Below are 17,130 nucleotides of genomic sequence, written 5' to 3' on the forward strand. Positions count from 1 at the left end.
CTGGCCCCGATGGACACCGAAACGCAGCACACGGAGCGCGACCGCGCCTCCCGCCCCTCCGACTCCGAGCAGCCCTCGGATCCGGAAGGCCAGGAGGGACGGTCGCGTTCCGCGTTCACGGGGTGGATCGCGCAGTGGGTTCCGGGAGGCCGGATCACCGTGTCCCTGCTGGCACTGCTGATGTTCCTGTTGCTGTTCAGCACCTTCGTGCTCCAGCCCTTCCAGATCCCCAGCGGTTCCATGGAGCGCGGATTGAGGATCGGAGACCGGGTTCTCGTAAACAAGTTGGCGTACCGTTTCGGTGACGGGCCGCAGCGGGGCGACGTCGTCGTCTTCGACGGCACCGGGCTCTTCGGGCACGGCGACTACATCAAACGCGTTGTCGGTGTGGGCGGGGACCACGTGGTGTGCTGCGACACGGAGGGGAGGGTCCAGGTGAACGGCCAGTCGGTCGACGAGTCGGCGTTCCTGTACCCCGGCGATCGTCCGTCCACGGTGCCGTTCGACGTCGTCGTCCCCGACGGCGCCCTGTTCGTCCTGGGCGACCACCGCGCCGCCTCCAGCGACTCCCGCGACCACCTGGGCTCGCCGGGCGGCGGCATGATCCCGGTCGACGAGGTGATCGGCCGCGCCGACTGGATCGTCTGGCCCTTCGGCCATGCCACCCACCTCGACCGCCCCGACGCCTACGCGCGCGTGCCGAATGCGGAGGCCGCCGGTGAGGCGGCCGGTGGCGCACGACGGTCCGGGGGCGCGGGTACTGCCCGCGGGTCCGAGGGCGCCGATGGGTAGCCGGGGCAAACCGCGCGGGGCGCCCAGCAGCCCCACGGAGAACCTGTTGCCCACCGGCTCGCGGCGCACCGGGCCGCCGTCCGGCGGCAGGTCCCGTGCCGAGCGGCGCAAGCTGCAGCGCAAGGTCAAGCGCCGCCGCAGGCGCGGCGCGGTCAAGGAGATACCGCTCCTCATCGGGGTGGCCGTCCTCATAGCGCTGGTACTGAAGACCTTTCTCGTCCAGGCGTTCGTGATCCCCTCGGGCTCCATGGAGCAGACCATCCGGATCGGTGACCGCGTCCTGGTGGACAAGCTCACCCCGTGGTTCGGCTCCAGGCCGCAGCGCGGGGACGTCGTCGTCTTCCGCGATCCCGGCGGCTGGCTCCAGGGCGAACAGGCCGCCAAGAAGGACGACCCCGTCGTCATCAAGCAGGTCAAGGAAGGCCTCGCCTTCATCGGCCTGCTGCCGTCCGACGACGAGAAGGACCTCATCAAGCGGGTCGTCGGAGTGGGCGGGGACCGGGTCAAGTGCTGCGACACCCAGGGACGCGTCACCGTCAACGGCGTCCCCCTGAACGAGGACTACCTGTACCCGGGGGACGTCCCCTCCAAGACGCCCTTCGACGTCACGGTGCCCGAGGGGCGACTGTGGGTGATGGGCGATCACCGGTCCAACTCCGCCGATTCCCGCGAGCACCAGGACACCGACTTCGGCACGGTGTCCGAGGACGAGGTGGTGGGGCGGGCCATGGTGATCGCCTGGCCGTTCGGCCACTGGACCACCCTGGACGAACCGAAAACCTATGCCTCCGTGTCCGACGCGGCCTCCGCCTCGACCGCCGCCACCGGGCTGTCGCATAGGGTTGCCCCCGACGATCCGAACGCGATGATTCGACTCCCGACCCCTGCGGAACTCCCGCTCGTTATGGGAGTGGTGGGCCTGCACCGGATACGGCGCGGGCGGTGGCAGAGAGTGAGGAGTTGGCGTGGGGGATGTGGCGGTCGGCGCACGGTCCGGACACGACGGCGAGGAGAACCGCGGACACCCCGTGGAGGCGGCCGGCCCGGCCCCGGACGGCGCCCCGGCCTTCGGACACGACTTGGGGACCGAGGACGGCAGGGTGACGGACGAACAGAACGGGACCGAGGACGAGGGCGTGGGCGGAACGCCGCCCCCCAAGACCACGGCGGCCAAGAAGCAGCGTTCCTTCTGGAAGGAACTGCCGATCCTGATCGGCATCGCGCTGGTGCTCGCGTTGCTGATCAAGACCTTCCTGGTGCAGGCGTTCTCGATTCCGTCCGCCTCGATGCAGAACACGCTCACGATCAATGACCGGGTCCTGGTCGACAAGCTCACCCCCTGGTTCGGCTCGGAACCCGAGCGCGGCGAGATCGTCGTCTTCCACGACCCGGACGACTGGCTGGCGGGTGAGCCGACGCCCGACCCGAACGCGCTGCAGACGGTCCTCAGCTGGATCGGCCTGATGCCGTCCGCGGACGAGAAGGACCTGATCAAGCGTGTCATCGGGGTCGGCGGCGACACCGTCGAGTGCGAGGGCACCGGCCCGGTCAAGGTCAACGGCAAGGCGCTGAACGAGGAGTCGTACGTCTACCCCGGCAACACCCCGTGCAGCCAGGACGACCAGGGCGGCCAGTTCAAGGTCAAGGTCCCCGAGGGCTCCATCTGGGTCATGGGCGACCACCGGCAGAACTCCCGGGACTCCCGCTACAACCAGTCCGACGAGCACGGCGGCATGGTCCCGGTGAAGGAGGTCGTCGGCCGCGCCATCGTGATCGCCTGGCCGATGAACCGCTGGGACACCCTGCCGGTCCCGGACACCTTCGACCAGGACGGCTTGCAGGCCGGCGGCGCGCAGACCCGGTCGGCCGCCGCCGCGCTGTCGGTCGCGCCCCAGGGCCTGGCGCTCGCCGGGGTCGTTCCCGTCGTCTGGTGGCGCCGCAGGCGCATCGCCGCCGCCGAGACCCGCTGAGGCGGCTCGGGCCGTACGCCCGTCACCGCGGCCGTCGACGGCCGTGCCCCCGCCGAGGGCAGCCCCTTCCGGGCTCCGGGAGGGGCTGCCCCGTTCCGGTACCGCCGGGTAAGGTGCGGCTTCATGGGTGGCGAGAGCACGACACGTACGGTCCCGCGAGGCGGTGGCGGGAGCAAGGGTCCGGCGGGCAGCCGGTCCGGGCAGCGGCTGTCCGGCCTCGCCGTGGCGCTCGGGCTGGTGCTGTTCCTCGGCGGCTTCGCCTGGGGAGCGGTGGTCTACCGCCCCTACACCGTGCCGACCAGCTCGATGTCGCCGACCATCGACGCCGGTGAGCGGGTTCTCGCGCAGCGCATCGACGGGGCCGACGTCCGCCGCGGCGACGTCGTCGTCTTCAAGGACGCGACCTGGGCCAACGCCCCGATGGTCAAGCGGGTCGTCGCCGTCGGCGGGGACACCGTCTCGTGCTGCCAGGAGGGCAAGCTCAAGGTCAACGGCAAGGTGATCGACGAGCCGTACCTGCCCTCCGGTACGCCGGCCGAGATCAGCGACTTCCCCACGGTGACCGTTCCCGAGGGCCGCTTGTTCCTGCTCGGCGACGAGCGCGACAACTCCGTGGACTCCACCGCCCACCTCACGGACGCCGCCGGGGGCACCGTGTCGCGCGGCGCCGTGGACGCCCGCGTCGACGCCGTGGTCTGGCCCATGAACGGCATGCTGGACCGTCCGACCGGGTTCGAGGCGCTGGGCGGCCTCTCCTCGCCCGGTCCGCTCAGGACGATGGTCGGGCTCGTCGTCGCGGGTGCGGTGCTGATCCTCGGCGGCGCCGCGTACGGGCCCTTCGCCAAGCGGGCCGCGGCCGCACGCGCCCGGGCCGGGACGGGGAGCTCCGGTGGCCGCTGAGACGACACCGGCCGGTCAGGACACCTATGAGGGCGGGCTGCGCAGGGTCGCCCGGGTGGTGCTGCTCGATCCCGACGACCGCATCCTGCTCCTGCACGGCCACGAACCGGACGACCCGGCCGACGACTGGTGGTTCACCCCGGGCGGCGGCGTGGAGGGCGACGAGACCCGTGAGGAGGCCGCGCGACGGGAACTCGCGGAGGAGACCGGCATCACCGACATCGAGCTCGGGCCGGTGCTGTGGCGGCGCAGGTGCTCCTTCCCCTTCGCGGGCCGCCGCTGGGACCAGGACGAGTGGTACTACCTGGCCCGGACGGCCCAGACCGCCACCCGGGCCGTCGGGCTGACCGAACTGGAGCGGCGCAGCGTCGCCGGAGCGCGCTGGTGGACGTGTCGGGAACTGACCCGGGCACATGAGACGGTGTATCCGACCAGACTCGCCGAGCTGCTGCGCAAGCTGCTCGACGAAGGTCCCCCCGCCGGGCCGGTGACCCTGGACACCGAAATCGTCTAGGGGCTCACGGGACTGGCGCACAATGGTGGGACCGCACGGCTGAAGGGGAACATGCCATGAGCGCCGAGGACCTCGAGAAGTACGAGACCGAGATGGAGCTCAAGCTCTACCGGGAGTACCGCGATGTCGTCGGTCTGTTCAAATACGTGATCGAGACCGAGCGGCGTTTCTACCTCACCAACGACTACGAGATGCAGGTGCACTCGGTCCAGGGAGAGGTGTTCTTCGAGGTGTCCATGGCGGATGCCTGGGTGTGGGACATGTACCGGCCGGCCCGTTTCGTGAAGCAGGTGCGAGTTCTGACGTTCAAGGACGTGAACATCGAGGAGCTGAACAAGAGCGACCTCGAGCTTCCCGGCGGCTGATGACCAGCGGCTTCACTCGTGTGGGTGACAAGGTTGTCCACAGTCGTCCGACCGTCCACCAAGATCCAATAGCTCGCTGAGCTGCCCTCATCGTTGGCGCCGGAGGTGGTGCCGACATGAACGCACGAGGTGCGCTGGGCAAGTACGGCGAGACGCTCGCCGCCCGCCGGCTGACCGGGGCCGGGATGACGGTCCTGGAGCGCAATTGGCGCTGTGGCAGGACCGGTGAGATCGACATCGTGGCCCGGGACGGGGACGTCCTGGTGGTCTGCGAGGTCAAGACGCGCAGGGGCGGCTCCTTCGAGCACCCGATGGCCGCGGTGACCCCGGAGAAGGCGGAGCGGCTGCGGCGGCTCGCCGAACGCTGGATCCAGACCCACGGAGGGGCCCCGCCCGGCGGGGTCCGCATCGACCTCGTCGGAGTGCTCCTGCCGCAGCGCGGTGCCCCGGTGGTCGAGCACGCCCGGGGGGTGGCGTGATGGGTTTCGCGCGTACGTACTCCGTGGCGCTCGTCGGCGTCGAGGGCGTGGTCGTCGAGGTGCAGGCCGACCTGGAACCGGGCGTGGCGGCGTTCACGCTGGTGGGGTTGCCGGACAAGAGCCTGTCCGAGAGCCGGGACCGGGTCCGGGCGGCCGTCGTGAACTCGGGCGCCGAGTGGCCGCAGAAGAAGCTGACGGTGGGGCTCAGCCCGGCATCGGTGCCGAAGAGCGGCAGCGGCTTCGACATGGCGGTCGCCGCGGCCGTGCTCGGTGCCGCCGAGCGGATCGATCCCCGCGTGCTCGCCGACATCGTGATGATCGGGGAGTTGGGCCTGGACGGAAGGGTGCGTCCGGTGCGCGGCATCCTCCCGGCGGTCCTGGCCGCGGCGGAGGCCGGCTACGAGCAGGTGGTCGTGCCGGAGTGCGCAGCCGCCGAGGCGTCCCTGGTGCCAGGGGTCTCGGTGCTCGGCGTGCGCAGCCTGCGCCAGCTGATCGCCGTCCTCGCAGACGAACCCGTGCCGGAGGAGGAGCAGGACCAGGAGGGCCGGCCCGACCCGCTCCTGGCCGGCCTGCGCATGCCCGGCACCGGCGCCGCCACCGGGATGCGCAGCATGGGCGCGGCACAGCACGACCAGGGCCACGACCTCGCCGACGTCGTGGGTCAGGAGTCGGCGCGCACGGCGGTCGAGGTCGCCGCGGCCGGCGGCCACCACCTGCTCCTGGAGGGGCCGCCCGGTGCCGGCAAGACCATGCTCGCCGAGCGGCTGCCGGCCGTCCTGCCCCGGCTCCATCGGGCGGAGTCGCTGGAGGTCACCGCCGTGCACTCGGTGGCGGGCCTGCTGCCGCCGGGCAAACCCCTGATCGACGTGGCCCCCTACTGCGCACCGCACCACTCCGCCACGATGCAGGCCCTGGTCGGTGGCGGCCACGGCATCGCGCGGCCGGGAGCCGTCTCCCTGGCGCATCGAGGTGTCCTGTTTTTGGATGAAACGCCGGAATTCAGCAGCCATGCCCTCGATGCCCTGCGACAGCCACTGGAGTCCGGTCACGTCGTCATCGCGCGCAGCGCGGGTGTGGTGCGGTTTCCGGCACGGTTCCTGATGGTGCTCGCCGCCAATCCCTGCCCGTGCGGACGGTTCTCCCGGACGGACTCGCCCTGCGAGTGCCCGTCCTCGGCGATCCGCCGCTACCAGGCCAGACTGTCCGGCCCGCTGCTGGACCGCGTCGACCTCCGGGTCGAGGTGGAACGCCTCACGCGCGGCCAGCTGGCCGGGGACGGCTCCCGGGGCGACGCCACGGCGACGGTCGCCGACCGGGTCCGGGCGGCTCGTGAACGGGCGGCCGTGCGCCTCCAGGGCACTCCATGGCGGTCCAACAGCGAGGTGCCGGGAAGGGAACTGCGCAGCCGCTGGCACGCCGCTCCGGGCGCGCTGGACGAGGCGGAACGCAGCCTGGAACGGGGCCTGCTCACCGCCCGGGGGCTCGACCGGGTGCTGCGCATCGCCTGGACCGTCGCCGACCTCGTCGGCCACGGCCGACCCGACGCACAGGACGTCTCCCTGGCGCTGCAACTGCGCACGGGAGTACCGCGGGGCGCGTCCCTGTCCCTGGGGGCGGTGGCGTGAGCGGGGGAGAGGCAGTAGCCGGGGGCGGTGACCTGGCAAGGGCAGAGGCAGTAGCCGGGGGCGGTGACCTGGCAAGGGCAGAGGCAGAGGCAGAGCCAGAGGCAGAGGCCGGGGGCGGTGGTGTGAGCGGTGATGCGGCCGTGGCCGGGGACGGGACCGTGAGCGGAAGTGATGTCGCGGCGGGGGCAGGTGGCGTGGTCGGGCACGACGGCGTGTCATGCCGGGACCGCACGGCCGGACGCGGCGGACCACACGGGGGCGACGGCGGGGCGCTCGGCCTCGTGGAGCCGGCTCCGGTCGTGGACGACGACGAGATGCTCGGCCGTGTCTTCCTCACCAGGGTCATCGAGCCCGGGGACGAGACCGGTGGACGGTGGGTGCGCGAGCGAGGTGTCGCGGACGTGGTGCGGCGGCTGCGCGAGGGCGGGCGTGCCCTGCCGGGCGTGAGCGGGAAGCGGTGGGCCGGGCTGTGCGCCCGGGCGGTCGGCGCCGACCCGCACCGGGACCTCGCCGTCGCGCGGGCGGCGGGGGTGCGGTTCGTGGCACCCGGGACCACCGAGTGGCCGGGGCAGCTCGACGACCTGGGCGATGCCCGTCCGCTCGGACTGTGGGTGCGCGGGGGCCCCAGTCTGCGCATGTGGGCACTGAGGTCGGTCGCCGTCGTGGGAGCCCGCGCCTGCACCGAGTACGGGGCGCACATGGCGGCCACCCTCGCCGCCGGCCTGGCGGAACGCGGTTGGGTCGTGGTGTCGGGAGGTGCCTACGGAATCGACGGTGCGGCCCACCGGGGCGCCCTCGGTGCGGGCGGCGCCACGGCGGCCGTCCTGGCCTGCGGTGTCGACCGCCCTTATCCGCCCGGACACGTCAGGTTGATCACCAGGATCGCGGAGCAGGGCCTCGTGGTCGGGGAGCTGCCGCCGGGCGATCACCCGACGCCGAGCAGATTCCTCCTGCGCAACCGCGTGATCGCCGCGCTCACCCGCGGCACGGTGGTCGTCGAGGCCGCCTATCGGAGCGGCTCGCTGGTCACCGCACGGGCCGCCCAGCGCCTGGGCCGGCACACGATGGGTGTGCCCGGACCGGCCACCAGTGCGCTGTCCGCGGGAGTGCACGAGCTGCTGCGTGGCGACGCGGTGCTCGTCAGTGACGCGGCGGAGGTCGTCGAACTGGTCGGTGACATGGGCGAGCTGCCCCCGGACCGGCGCGGGCCGGTGCTCCCCACCGACCTGCTGGAATTCCGCACCCGGCAGGTGCTGGCCGGGCTCCCCGCGCGCGGAGCGGCTACGGCTGCCGAGGTCGCGCGCCGGGCCCAGACCACGCAGGACGACGCGATCGCGAGACTGTACGAGCTTCGAGCACTTGGTTACGTCGAACGACACGGCGACGGCTGGAAGTTGACACGCCAGGCGATGATCTCGGTCCGCGGCGGTCGGCGTCCGTGTTGACCCAGCGTGTTCGGCCGTCCGGGGGAACCCCGACACCCTTGGGAATTCAGGCAGTTGGGGTATTCGAATGATCACGCAGAGCGATCATCGTCCCCCCTGTAGAGCGTTCAGCGGAACGTATCTGCGTACCGCCCTCGCTCCGCTCTTCGCGCACCGCGACAGTCCAGTCACGCTACGCTCACGAGGACCCCCACGCAGAACCGACAACAGGCGACAACCAGACAGCAGACCGGCGGCCTCACCAGGCACACCACATCACGGCAGAACGGCACAAGGCGACGAATGCCCCAGCACACCTCCGGGTCCGACCGGGCGGCGATCCCCCCAGCCGCCCGCGACGGTGGCAGCGTGCGACCGCCCGCCCCCTCGACGCTCGACGAGCTGTGGCGGTCGTACAAGGCGACGGGGGACGAGCGGCTGCGGGAACAGCTGATCCTGCACTACTCGCCCCTCGTGAAGTACGTGGCGGGCCGGGTGAGTGTGGGACTGCCGCCCAACGTCGAGCAGGCGGACTTCGTCTCCTCGGGAGTGTTCGGGCTGATCGACGCGATCGAGAAGTTCGACGTCGACCGGGAGATCAAGTTCGAGACGTACGCGATCACCCGCATCCGGGGCGCGATGATCGACGAACTGCGGGCGCTGGACTGGATCCCGCGGTCGGTGCGGCAGAAGGCCCGCAACGTCGAGCGCGCCTACGCGACGCTGGAGGCCCGGCTGCGCCGTACCCCGTCGGAGAGCGAGGTGGCCGGCGAGATGGGGATCGCGGTGGAGGACCTCCACGCGGTCTTCAGCCAGTTGTCGCTGGCCAACGTCGTGGCCCTGGAGGAGCTGCTGCACGCCGGTGGCGAGGGCGGCGACCGGCTGAGCCTCATGGACACGCTGGAGGACACCGCCGCCGACGATCCGGTGGAGGTCGCCGAGGACCGGGAGCTGCGGCGGCTGCTGGCGCGGGCGATCAACACGCTGCCCGAGCGGGAGAAGACCGTCGTCACGCTCTACTACTACGAGGGACTCACCCTCGCCGAGATCGGCAATGTGCTGGGCGTGACGGAGAGCAGGGTCAGCCAGATCCACACCAAGTCGGTGTTGCAGCTGCGGGCGAAGCTCGCCGGATTCGGCCGCTGACCTGCGTTTCCGTCCAGTGGCCGGCCTTCGCTGTGACCCGGTCGGCGGTCGTGCCGCCGGGTGACCGGCTCCCGTACGCGGGTCCGCGTCCGTAAAGTGGTGACGTGCCAAGGATTCGAGCGGCCTCCGTGGCCGAGCACAGGTCGATGCAGCGTGCCGCCCTGCTGGACGCGGCCCGCTCCCTGCTGTCCGACGGCGGAACGGAGGCGCTGACCTTCCCCGCCCTCGCCGAACGCACGGGGCTCGCCCGGTCGTCCGTCTACGAGTACTTCCGGTCGCGGGCGGCGGTCGTCGAGGAGCTGTGCGCCGTCGACTTCCCCGTCTGGGCCGCGGAGGTCGAGGCGGCGATGGAGCGCGAGACCAGCCCCGAGGGCAAGGTCGAGGCGTACGTCCGTAAGCAGCTCGACCTCGTCGGGGACCGGCGGCACCGGGCCGTCGTGGCGATCTCCGCGAGCGAGCTGGACGCCGGTGCGCGGGAGAAGATCCGCGCGGCGCACGGCGGGCTGATCGCGATGATCGTCGAGGCGCTGGGGGAGATGGGGCACGGCCAGCCGCGGCTGGCGGCGATGCTGCTGCAGGGGGTCGTGGACGCGGCCGTGCGGCGGATCGAACTGGGAGCGGCGGAGGAGCCGACGGCGATCACCGAGGCGGCGGTCTCCATGGCGCTGCGGGGCGTAGGGGGCTGACGGGCGTCCGCAGGGCGATGCCCGACGCCCTCGACGTTCGTTGTGCTGCCTGCTGCCTGCTGCCTGCTGCCTGCTGCCTGCTGCCTGCTGCCCGGCTCGGCCCGAGGCCGGGAGCGTGGCGCGGAGCCGTAGCGTGTCGCCGAGCCGCAGGCGTGTCGCCCGCGGTGCTACGCCCGTGGGGAGGGCTCCGGGACTCCCAGGACCGGCAGCAGCACGGAAGGTCCTCCGCTCAGCAGCCACGGCGGGAGCACGGAGAGCGGGTTGAGGTAGACGTCGCCCCGCAGCAGACCCCAGTGCAGGCACCCCGTGCAGTGCGAGCCCGTCGGCTCGACGGTGCCGAGCACCTCGCCGGCCGCGACCTCGTCGCCCTTCTTCACCGACACCGACACCGCCACCGGTTCGTACGTCGTACGCAGCGGCGGATCGCCCGTCGCCGCCAGCTCGACCGAGACGACGCCCCTGCCCGCCACCCGCCCCGCGAACGACACCGTCCCGGCCGCCACCGCCCGTACCGGCGCCCCGGCCTGTGCGGCGAGGTCCACGCCGCGGTGGCCCGGGCCGTACGGGTTCGCCGGGGGCTCCCAGCCCCGCAGGACCGCCGGCCGGTCGCCGACCGGCCAGCCGCGTGCCACGGCCGGCACTCCCGGTTCCGGCACCCCGGGTTCCGGGAGCCGGCCGACGCCCGGGATCGCCACCGTCGTCGTGTCCGGGCCCGCCACCGTCCTCGTGCCCGGGCCCGCCACCGTCGTCGCGGCCGGTGCGGTCGCCGTCGAAGCCGGTCGCGGCGGCCCCGGGACCACGACCGTCAGCAGCAGCGCCACCCACACACCCGCACTCACCCATCGCCTCGTCCGCATGCCGGAAACCGTCCCGCACTCCGGCGGTCGCCGCTCCGTCCTGTGGACCGTTCCGCTGTTGTGGACAGCCGCGTCACCCGGTACCCCGTGGGTCCCGTACACTTCTGATGGCGATCCGGGTCACCGGGTCGACTTCGCACGCCCCGACACGAGGCCGGTCAAGGCTCGTGTCAGCGCCCCTCGGTCCCTTGTGGCAGGCGCGTCGCGGGCGTCAGGCGCGGGAGCCGTCCGGCTCGCGCGGCACAACCGAGAACACCAAGGAGATACGGCCATGGCCGTCGTCACGATGCGGGAGCTGCTGGAGAGCGGCGTCCACTTCGGTCACCAGACCCGTCGTTGGAACCCGAAGATGAAGCGCTTCATCTTCACGGAGCGCAACGGCATCTACATCATCGACCTGCTCCAGTCGCTGTCGTACATCGACCGCGCCTACGAGTTCGTCAAGGAGACCGTCGCCCACGGCGGCACGGTCATGTTCGTCGGCACGAAGAAGCAGGCGCAGGAGGCCATCGCCGAGCAGGCCACCCGCGTCGGCATGCCCTACGTCAACCAGCGCTGGCTGGGCGGCATGCTCACCAACTTCTCGACCGTCTACAAGCGTCTGCAGCGCCTCAAGGAGCTCGAGCAGATCGACTTCGAGGACGTGGCCGCCTCCGGCCTCACCAAGAAGGAGCTGCTGGTCCTCTCCCGCGAGAAGGCCAAGCTGGAGAAGACCCTCGGCGGTATCCGCGAGATGTCCAAGGTGCCCAGCGCCGTCTGGATCGTGGACACCAAGAAGGAGCACATCGCGGTCGGCGAGGCCCGGAAGCTCAACATCCCGGTCGTCGCCATCCTCGACACCAACTGCGACCCCGACGAGGTCGACTACAAGATCCCGGGCAACGACGACGCGATCCGCTCCGTCACCCTGCTCACCCGCGTGATCGCCGACGCCGTCGCCGAGGGCCTCATCGCCCGTTCCGGCGCCGCCACCGGCGACAAGGGCGAGAAGGCCGCGGGCGAGCCGCTGGCCGAGTGGGAGCGCGACCTGCTCGAGGGCGAGAAGAAGGCCGAGGAGGCGCCCGCCGCCGAGGCCGAGAAGCCGGCCGAGGCTCCGGCCGCCGAGGCCGCCGAGGCCGCCGAGGCGCCCGCTGCCGAGGCCCCTGCCGCCGAGGCCCCCGCCGCGGACGCCGAGCAGGCCTGACCCCTCACCACCTTCGGGTTCTGGACGGCGGGGGCCCACGAAGCCCCCGCCGTCCGGCACCCGTAGATCTTCAGACTTCGAGAGAGATTCCGGAATCATGGCGAACTACACCGCCGCCGACGTCAAGAAGCTCCGCGAGCTCACCGGCGCCGGCATGATGGACTGCAAGAAGGCGCTGGACGAGGCCGAGGGCAACGTCGAGAAGGCCGTCGAGGCGCTCCGTATCAAGGGCCAGAAGGGCGTCGCCAAGCGCGAGGGCCGCTCCGCCGAGAACGGTGCCGTCGTCTCGATCATCGCCGACGACAACACCTCGGGTGTCATCGTCGAGCTGAAGTGCGAGACGGACTTCGTCGCCAAGGGCGAGAAGTTCCAGAACGTCGCCACGGCCATCGCCGAGCACGTCGCCAAGGCCGCCCCGGCCGACATCGAGGCGCTCCTCGCCTCCGAGATCGAGCCCGGCAAGACCGTCCAGGCGTTCGTGGACGAGGCCAACGCCAACCTCGGCGAGAAGATCGTCCTGGACCGCTTCGCGCAGTTCTCCGGCGGCTTCGTGACCGCGTACATGCACCGCACGATGCCCGACCTGCCCCCGCAGATCGGTGTCCTCGTCGAGCTGGACAAGCCGAACGCCGAGATCGCCAAGGGCGTTGCCCAGCACATCGCCGCCTTCGCGCCGAAGTACCTCTCCAAGGACGACGTCCCGGCCGAGGTCGTCGAGTCCGAGCGCCGCGTCGCCGAGGAGACCACCCGCGCCGAGGGCAAGCCCGAGGCCGCCCTGCCGAAGATCGTCGAGGGTCGCCTCAACGGCTTCTTCAAGGACGCCACCCTGCTCGGCCAGCCCTACGCCCTGGACAACAAGAAGTCCGTCCAGAAGGTGCTGGAAGAGGCCGGCGTCACCCTGAAGCGCTTCTCGCGCATCAAGGTCGGCATCTGAGTCCGTACCGCGACGGACGCCCGACCCCGGTAGGGTCGACAGCAGTCGTCGGCGCCGTCCGCGCATGCCGTGGCGCACGCGCGCGCGGCGGCGGACGACAGCAGATCTGACGAGGAGGCCATTGCCGCGTATGGGATGCGAATCACGCCCCCACCGGCAGTGGCCTTCTTCGTGTGTGTGACCACGTAAAGAGGCGAGATCTCCATGACCACCAATGCCGAGAAGAGCGACGACGGCAAAGTACGCGGCCGCTTCATGCTGAAGCTGTCCGGAGAGGCCTTCTCCGGCGGTGGGGGCCTGGGCGTCGACCCCGACGTGGTGCACGCCATCGCCCGCGAGATCGCGGCCGTCGTACGTGACGGCGCCCAGATCGCCGTCGTCATCGGCGGCGGCAACTTCTTCCGCGGCGCCGAGCTGCAGGTGCGCGGCATGGACCGGGCACGCTCCGACTACATGGGCATGCTCGGCACCGTGATGAACTGCCTGGCCCTCCAGGACTTCCTGGAGAAGGAGGGCGTCGACTGCCGCGTGCAGACCGCCATCACCATGGGCCAGGTCGCCGAGCCGTACATCCCGCTGCGCGCCGTGCGCCACCTGGAGAAGGGCCGCGTGGTCATCTTCGGCGCGGGCATGGGCATGCCCTACTTCTCCACCGACACCACCGCCGCCCAGCGCGCCCTCGAGATCGACGCCGAGGCGCTGCTCATGGGCAAGAACGGCGTGGACGGGGTCTACGACTCCGACCCGAAGACCAACCCGGACGCCGTGAAGTTCGACGCGCTCGGCTACGGCGAGGTCATCACCCGCGACCTGAAGGTCGCCGACGCGACGGCCGTCACGCTCTGCCGCGACAACAGCCTCCCGATCGTGGTCTTCGAGCTGCTGAAGGAGGGCAATATCGCCCGCGCCGTCAAGGGTGAGAAGATCGGCACGCTTGTGGGTGACCAGGACAGCCGGGACTGACCGGAGAAGCACCCCCTGTCCGCGGACGCCACCTGTCCGGGGGACGGACGGGGCGGGACCGGGCCGGGGGATGGACAATGTCCCGCCGGTCGGGAACCGTGCAGGAAGAACGCGACGCAGCCGGCCGCAGCTCCGACAGGGGACCGCAGCCGGGCCTACTCAAGACACGCAGGAGCAAGTGGTGATCGAAGAGACCCTCCTCGAGGCCGAGGAGAAGATGGAGAAGGCCGTCGTGGTCGCCAAGGAGGACTTCGCCGCGATCCGCACCGGCCGTGCGCACCCGGCGATGTTCAACAAGATCGTGGCCGACTACTACGGCGCGCTGACGCCGATCAACCAGCTGGCCTCGTTCTCCGTGCCCGAGCCGCGCATGGCCGTGGTGACCCCCTTCGACAAGAGCGCCCTGCGCAACATCGAACAGGCGATCCGCGACTCCGACCTGGGCGTCAACCCGAGCAACGACGGCAACATCATCCGGGTGGTGTTCCCCGAGCTGACCGAGGAGCGCCGCCGCGAGTACATCAAGGTCGCCAAGGCCAAGGGCGAGGACGCCAAGGTCTCGATCCGGTCCGTGCGCCGCAAGGCCAAGGACGCCATCGACAAGATGGTCAAGGACGGCGAGGTCGGCGAGGACGAGGGCCGCCGTGCGGAGAAGGAGCTCGACGACACCACCGCCAAGTACGTCGCCCAGGTGGACGAGCTCCTGAAGCACAAGGAAGCGGAGCTGCTCGAGGTCTGATGAACGACTCTTCCTGGGGAGCGCCGCCACAAGCCGGGTACTGGGGGCCGTCCGACCGGGGATCTGTCCAGGGGGTTGCCCCGGCGGGTCCCGCGTACGATGCGCACTACGCGCAGCAGACTCGCCCCATGCCCATCGTGCCCGACGTACCCGAACACGGCGGAGACCAGGACGACGACCAGGGGGCCGCTCGGCTGAGCGGTCCCCTGTTCGACGACAGCCAGTCGGCGCAGCCGTATGCGGCGGCGCCGCGGAATCCGGAGCCCATGCCCGACGCCCCGCAGCCGGCGCAGCCCGAGCCGCAGCCGCAGAAGAAGAGCGCGGGGCGTGACCTGGGTGCCGCGATAGGGGTCGGCGTCGGACTCGGCGCGGTCATCGTCGCGTCGCTGTTCGTCGTCAAGGCCGTCTTCGTCGGCGTGGTCGCGATCGCCGTCGTGGTGGGCCTGTGGGAGCTGACCAAGCGGCTTCAGGAGCGCAAGGGCATCAAGGCGCCCCTCGTGCCGCTCGCGATCGGTGGCGCGGCGATGGTCGTCGCCGGATACGTACGGGGCTCCGAGGGCGCGTGGGTCGCCATGGCGCTCACGGCGCTGGCGGTCCTCGTCTGGCGGATGACCGAGCCGCCGGAGGGCTATCTCAAGGACGTCACGGCGGGGCTGTTCGCCGCGTTCTACGTGCCGTTCCTGGCCACCTTCGTCACCATGATGCTCATGGCGGACGACGGCCACTGGCGCGTCCTGACCTTCCTGCTCCTGACCGTCGTCAGCGACACCGGCGCGTACGCCGTCGGCTGGCGCTTCGGCAAGACCAAGCTCGCCCCGCGCATCAGCCCCGGCAAGACCCGCGAGGGCCTGCTCGGTGCCGTCGCCTTCGCGATGGCGGCGGGCGCGCTGTGCATGCAGTTCGCGATCGACGGCGGCACCTGGTGGCAGGGCCTGCTCCTGGGCCTCGCGGTCGCGGTCAGCGCCACGCTGGGCGACCTCGGCGAGTCCATGATCAAGCGGGACCTCGGCATCAAGGACATGGGCACGCTGCTGCCGGGCCACGGCGGCATCATGGACCGCCTGGACTCCCTGCTGCCGACGGCACCGGTGGTGTGGCTGCTGCTGGTGATCTTCGTCGGGTCCGGCTGACCGCTGTGCTCGGCTGACCTGCTGTTTCTCCGGAGAGGGACCCGCTGTCCACAGGGCGGCGGGTCCCTCTCCGTATGTCTGCGACACTGGTACTGCCATGCCTAAGCCCGGAGAACTCACATTCGTCGCCCCCCGCGGAGCCAAGAAGCCGCCGCGGCACCTCGCCGACCTCACGCCCGCCGAGCGCAAGGAGGCCGTCGCCGCCATCGGCGAGAAGCCGTTCCGTGCGAAGCAGCTCTCGCAGCACTACTTCGCGCGGTACGCGCACGACCCCGAGCAGTGGACCGACATCCCTGCCGGGTCCCGCGAGGGGCTCCGGGAGGCGCTGCTGCCCGAGCTGATGTCGGTCGTGCGGCATCTGTCGACCGACCAGGGCACCACCCGCAAGACGCTGTGGAAGCTGTTCGACGGGACGCTCGTCGAGTCCGTCCTGATGCGCTACCCGGACCGGGTGACCATGTGCATCAGCTCCCAGGCGGGCTGCGGCATGAACTGCCCGTTCTGCGCCACCGGCCAGGCCGGCCTGGACCGGAACCTGTCGACCGCCGAGATCGTGCACCAGATCGTGGACGGCATGCGGGCGCTCAGGGACGGCGAGGTCCCCGGGGGGCCGGCCCGGCTCAGCAACATCGTGTTCATGGGCATGGGTGAGCCCCTCGCCAACTACAACCGCGTCGTGGGCGCCATCCGCCGCCTCACCGACCCCGAGCCGGACGGGCTGGGCCTGTCCCAGCGCGGCATCACCGTCTCCACGGTCGGCCTCGTCCCGGCGATCAACCGCTTCTCCGACGAGGGCTTCAAGTGCCGCCTCGCCATCTCGCTGCACGCGCCCGACGACGAACTGCGCGACACCCTCGTCCCCGTCAACACGCGCTGGAAGGTGCGTGAGGTGCTGGACGCCGGGTTCGAGTACGCGGCGAAGTCGGGGCGCCGGCTGTCCATCGAGTACGCCCTGATCCGGGACATCAACGACCAGGCCTGGCGCGGTGACCGGCTGGGACGGCTGCTCAAGGGCAAGCCGGTGCACGTCAACCTCATCCCGCTCAACCCGACGCCCGGCTCCAAGTGGACCGCCTCGCGGCCCGAGGACGAGAAGGCGTTCGTGGAGGCGATCGCGGCGCACGGTGTGCCGGTGACGATCCGGGACACCCGTGGTCAGGAGATCGACGGGGCGTGCGGTCAGCTCGCCGCGAGCGAGCGGTAACCTGACCGGCGGCAGTACATCTTCATAGTCATCACGCCATCACATCTTCATATTCCGACAGGGGAGCGCCACAGCGCTGAGAGTGCGGCACCGGCCGCAGACCCTCCGAACCTGGCCCAGGTCATTCTGGGTAGGGAGATCGGTCACCACTCGAGCTGTTGCGCCCTGCCCGGGACCCTCGCCAGGGGTTCCGGGCAGGGCCGCGTCTTCTCCTGGTCA

General features: G+C 71.1%; 17 protein-coding genes, 1 pseudogene and 1 riboswitch. Of the genes and pseudogenes, 17 read left to right on the forward strand and 1 reads right to left on the reverse strand.

Features of this window, described 5'->3' with window-relative positions; genetic code table 11:
- The first annotated feature begins 9 nt into the window (after positions 1–9).
- The 11 genes and pseudogenes from lepB (ACLIN4_RS25510) (at position 10) to ACLIN4_RS25560 (ending at position 9,901) form a co-directional block, all read left to right on the forward strand.
- Positions 10–792, forward strand: a complete 783-nt coding sequence (gene lepB, locus ACLIN4_RS25510; protein WP_289910228.1) for a signal peptidase I — start codon at positions 10–12, stop codon at positions 790–792.
- A pseudogene (gene lepB / locus ACLIN4_RS25515) lies at positions 785–1,864 on the forward strand (signal peptidase I); the annotation flags it as partial. The gene lepB (ACLIN4_RS25510) and the pseudogene lepB (ACLIN4_RS25515), both read left to right, overlap by 8 nt.
- The gene (gene lepB / locus ACLIN4_RS25520) at positions 1,758–2,762 is read left to right on the forward strand and encodes a signal peptidase I (RefSeq protein ID WP_257101463.1); all 1,005 of its coding nucleotides are present in this window, start codon (positions 1,758–1,760) and stop codon (positions 2,760–2,762) included. The pseudogene lepB (ACLIN4_RS25515) and the gene lepB (ACLIN4_RS25520), both read left to right, overlap by 107 nt.
- A 123-nt stretch (positions 2,763–2,885) precedes the next feature.
- Complete coding sequence (gene lepB / locus ACLIN4_RS25525; protein WP_107476581.1) at positions 2,886–3,662, forward strand: signal peptidase I; 777 nt, start codon at positions 2,886–2,888, stop codon at positions 3,660–3,662.
- Entirely contained in the window at positions 3,652–4,176 is a 525-nt protein-coding gene (locus ACLIN4_RS25530) for an NUDIX hydrolase (RefSeq protein ID WP_107476582.1), read from the forward strand. The genes lepB (ACLIN4_RS25525) and ACLIN4_RS25530 overlap by 11 nt, the downstream gene beginning before the upstream one ends.
- Positions 4,177–4,232: 56 nt before the next feature.
- Positions 4,233–4,541 (forward strand): DUF2469 domain-containing protein, encoded by a 309-nt coding sequence (locus tag ACLIN4_RS25535; protein ID WP_003965949.1) that lies wholly within the window; start codon positions 4,233–4,235, stop codon positions 4,539–4,541.
- 116 nt (positions 4,542–4,657) lie between these two features.
- Complete coding sequence (locus tag ACLIN4_RS25540; RefSeq protein ID WP_107476583.1) at positions 4,658–5,020, forward strand: YraN family protein; 363 nt, start codon at positions 4,658–4,660, stop codon at positions 5,018–5,020.
- A complete protein-coding gene (locus ACLIN4_RS25545) occupies positions 5,020–6,645 on the forward strand; it encodes a YifB family Mg chelatase-like AAA ATPase (RefSeq protein ID WP_289910220.1) in 1,626 nt (541 codons plus the stop codon). The genes ACLIN4_RS25540 and ACLIN4_RS25545 overlap by 1 nt, the downstream gene beginning before the upstream one ends.
- A 314-nt stretch (positions 6,646–6,959) precedes the next feature.
- Positions 6,960–8,090, forward strand: coding sequence for a DNA-processing protein DprA (gene dprA / locus ACLIN4_RS25550; RefSeq protein WP_411576783.1), 1,131 nt, complete (start codon positions 6,960–6,962; stop codon positions 8,088–8,090).
- 282 nt (positions 8,091–8,372) lie between these two features.
- The gene (gene whiG, locus ACLIN4_RS25555) at positions 8,373–9,215 is read left to right on the forward strand and encodes an RNA polymerase sigma factor WhiG (RefSeq protein ID WP_219184789.1); all 843 of its coding nucleotides are present in this window, start codon (positions 8,373–8,375) and stop codon (positions 9,213–9,215) included.
- A gap of 128 nt (positions 9,216–9,343) precedes the next feature.
- Positions 9,344–9,901 carry a TetR/AcrR family transcriptional regulator gene (locus ACLIN4_RS25560; protein ID WP_100044568.1) on the forward strand — a complete coding sequence of 186 codons (558 nt, stop codon included), beginning with the start codon at positions 9,344–9,346 and terminating at the stop codon, positions 9,899–9,901.
- A gap of 167 nt (positions 9,902–10,068) precedes the next feature.
- Here ACLIN4_RS25560 and ACLIN4_RS25565 read toward each other — a convergent pair whose 3' ends face one another.
- Positions 10,069–10,758: a murein hydrolase activator EnvC family protein gene (locus tag ACLIN4_RS25565; RefSeq protein WP_411576264.1), complete on the reverse strand. Its 690-nt coding sequence runs from the start codon at positions 10,756–10,758 to the stop codon at positions 10,069–10,071.
- Positions 10,759–11,029: 271 nt separating this feature from the next.
- Between ACLIN4_RS25565 and rpsB the strand changes: the two genes are divergently transcribed.
- The 6 genes from rpsB to rlmN all read left to right on the forward strand — a co-directional run bounded on the left by rpsB (position 11,030) and on the right by rlmN (position 16,911).
- The gene (rpsB, locus tag ACLIN4_RS25570; protein ID WP_289910217.1) at positions 11,030–11,941 is read left to right on the forward strand and encodes a 30S ribosomal protein S2; all 912 of its coding nucleotides are present in this window, start codon (positions 11,030–11,032) and stop codon (positions 11,939–11,941) included.
- Positions 11,942–12,038: 97 nt separating this feature from the next.
- A complete protein-coding gene (gene tsf / locus ACLIN4_RS25575) occupies positions 12,039–12,875 on the forward strand; it encodes a translation elongation factor Ts (protein WP_100044569.1) in 837 nt (278 codons plus the stop codon).
- 204 nt (positions 12,876–13,079) lie between these two features.
- The gene (pyrH, locus tag ACLIN4_RS25580; RefSeq protein WP_043379389.1) at positions 13,080–13,838 is read left to right on the forward strand and encodes a UMP kinase; all 759 of its coding nucleotides are present in this window, start codon (positions 13,080–13,082) and stop codon (positions 13,836–13,838) included.
- A 181-nt stretch (positions 13,839–14,019) separates the two neighbouring features.
- Entirely contained in the window at positions 14,020–14,577 is a 558-nt protein-coding gene (frr, locus tag ACLIN4_RS25585; RefSeq protein ID WP_043383156.1) for a ribosome recycling factor, read from the forward strand.
- On the forward strand, positions 14,577–15,707 hold the full coding sequence (locus ACLIN4_RS25590; RefSeq protein ID WP_107476585.1) for a phosphatidate cytidylyltransferase: 1,131 nt from the start codon (positions 14,577–14,579) through the stop codon (positions 15,705–15,707). The genes frr and ACLIN4_RS25590 overlap by 1 nt, the downstream gene beginning before the upstream one ends.
- A gap of 97 nt (positions 15,708–15,804) precedes the next feature.
- Positions 15,805–16,911 carry a 23S rRNA (adenine(2503)-C(2))-methyltransferase RlmN gene (gene rlmN, locus ACLIN4_RS25595; protein WP_107476586.1) on the forward strand — a complete coding sequence of 369 codons (1,107 nt, stop codon included), beginning with the start codon at positions 15,805–15,807 and terminating at the stop codon, positions 16,909–16,911.
- A gap of 49 nt (positions 16,912–16,960) precedes the next feature.
- Positions 16,961–17,066, forward strand: a riboswitch (TPP riboswitch).
- Positions 17,067–17,130: the final 64 nt, after the last annotated feature.

Origin of the sequence: Streptomyces mutabilis (assembly GCF_046628145.1) — a bacterium.
Classification (GTDB): domain Bacteria; phylum Actinomycetota; class Actinomycetes; order Streptomycetales; family Streptomycetaceae; genus Streptomyces; species Streptomyces mutabilis.

Bases quoted from the DNA above. Each gene is read 5' to 3' on its own strand.
- lepB (WP_289910228.1), top strand. From the start codon at position 10: ATGGACACCGAAACGCAGCACACGGAGCGCGACCGCGCCTCCCGCCCC.
- lepB (WP_107476581.1), top strand. From the start codon at position 2,886: ATGGGTGGCGAGAGCACGACACGTACGGTCCCGCGAGGCGGTGGCGGG.
- ACLIN4_RS25535 (WP_003965949.1), top strand. From the start codon at position 4,233: ATGAGCGCCGAGGACCTCGAGAAGTACGAGACCGAGATGGAGCTCAAG.
- ACLIN4_RS25540 (WP_107476583.1), top strand. From the start codon at position 4,658: ATGAACGCACGAGGTGCGCTGGGCAAGTACGGCGAGACGCTCGCCGCC.
- ACLIN4_RS25545 (WP_289910220.1), top strand. From the start codon at position 5,020: ATGGGTTTCGCGCGTACGTACTCCGTGGCGCTCGTCGGCGTCGAGGGC.
- dprA (WP_411576783.1), top strand. From the start codon at position 6,960: ATGCTCGGCCGTGTCTTCCTCACCAGGGTCATCGAGCCCGGGGACGAG.
- whiG (WP_219184789.1), top strand. From the start codon at position 8,373: ATGCCCCAGCACACCTCCGGGTCCGACCGGGCGGCGATCCCCCCAGCC.
- ACLIN4_RS25565 (WP_411576264.1), bottom strand. From the start codon at position 10,758: ATGCGGACGAGGCGATGGGTGAGTGCGGGTGTGTGGGTGGCGCTGCTG.
- rpsB (WP_289910217.1), top strand. From the start codon at position 11,030: ATGGCCGTCGTCACGATGCGGGAGCTGCTGGAGAGCGGCGTCCACTTC.
- tsf (WP_100044569.1), top strand. From the start codon at position 12,039: ATGGCGAACTACACCGCCGCCGACGTCAAGAAGCTCCGCGAGCTCACC.
- pyrH (WP_043379389.1), top strand. From the start codon at position 13,080: ATGACCACCAATGCCGAGAAGAGCGACGACGGCAAAGTACGCGGCCGC.
- ACLIN4_RS25590 (WP_107476585.1), top strand. From the start codon at position 14,577: ATGAACGACTCTTCCTGGGGAGCGCCGCCACAAGCCGGGTACTGGGGG.
- rlmN (WP_107476586.1), top strand. From the start codon at position 15,805: ATGCCTAAGCCCGGAGAACTCACATTCGTCGCCCCCCGCGGAGCCAAG.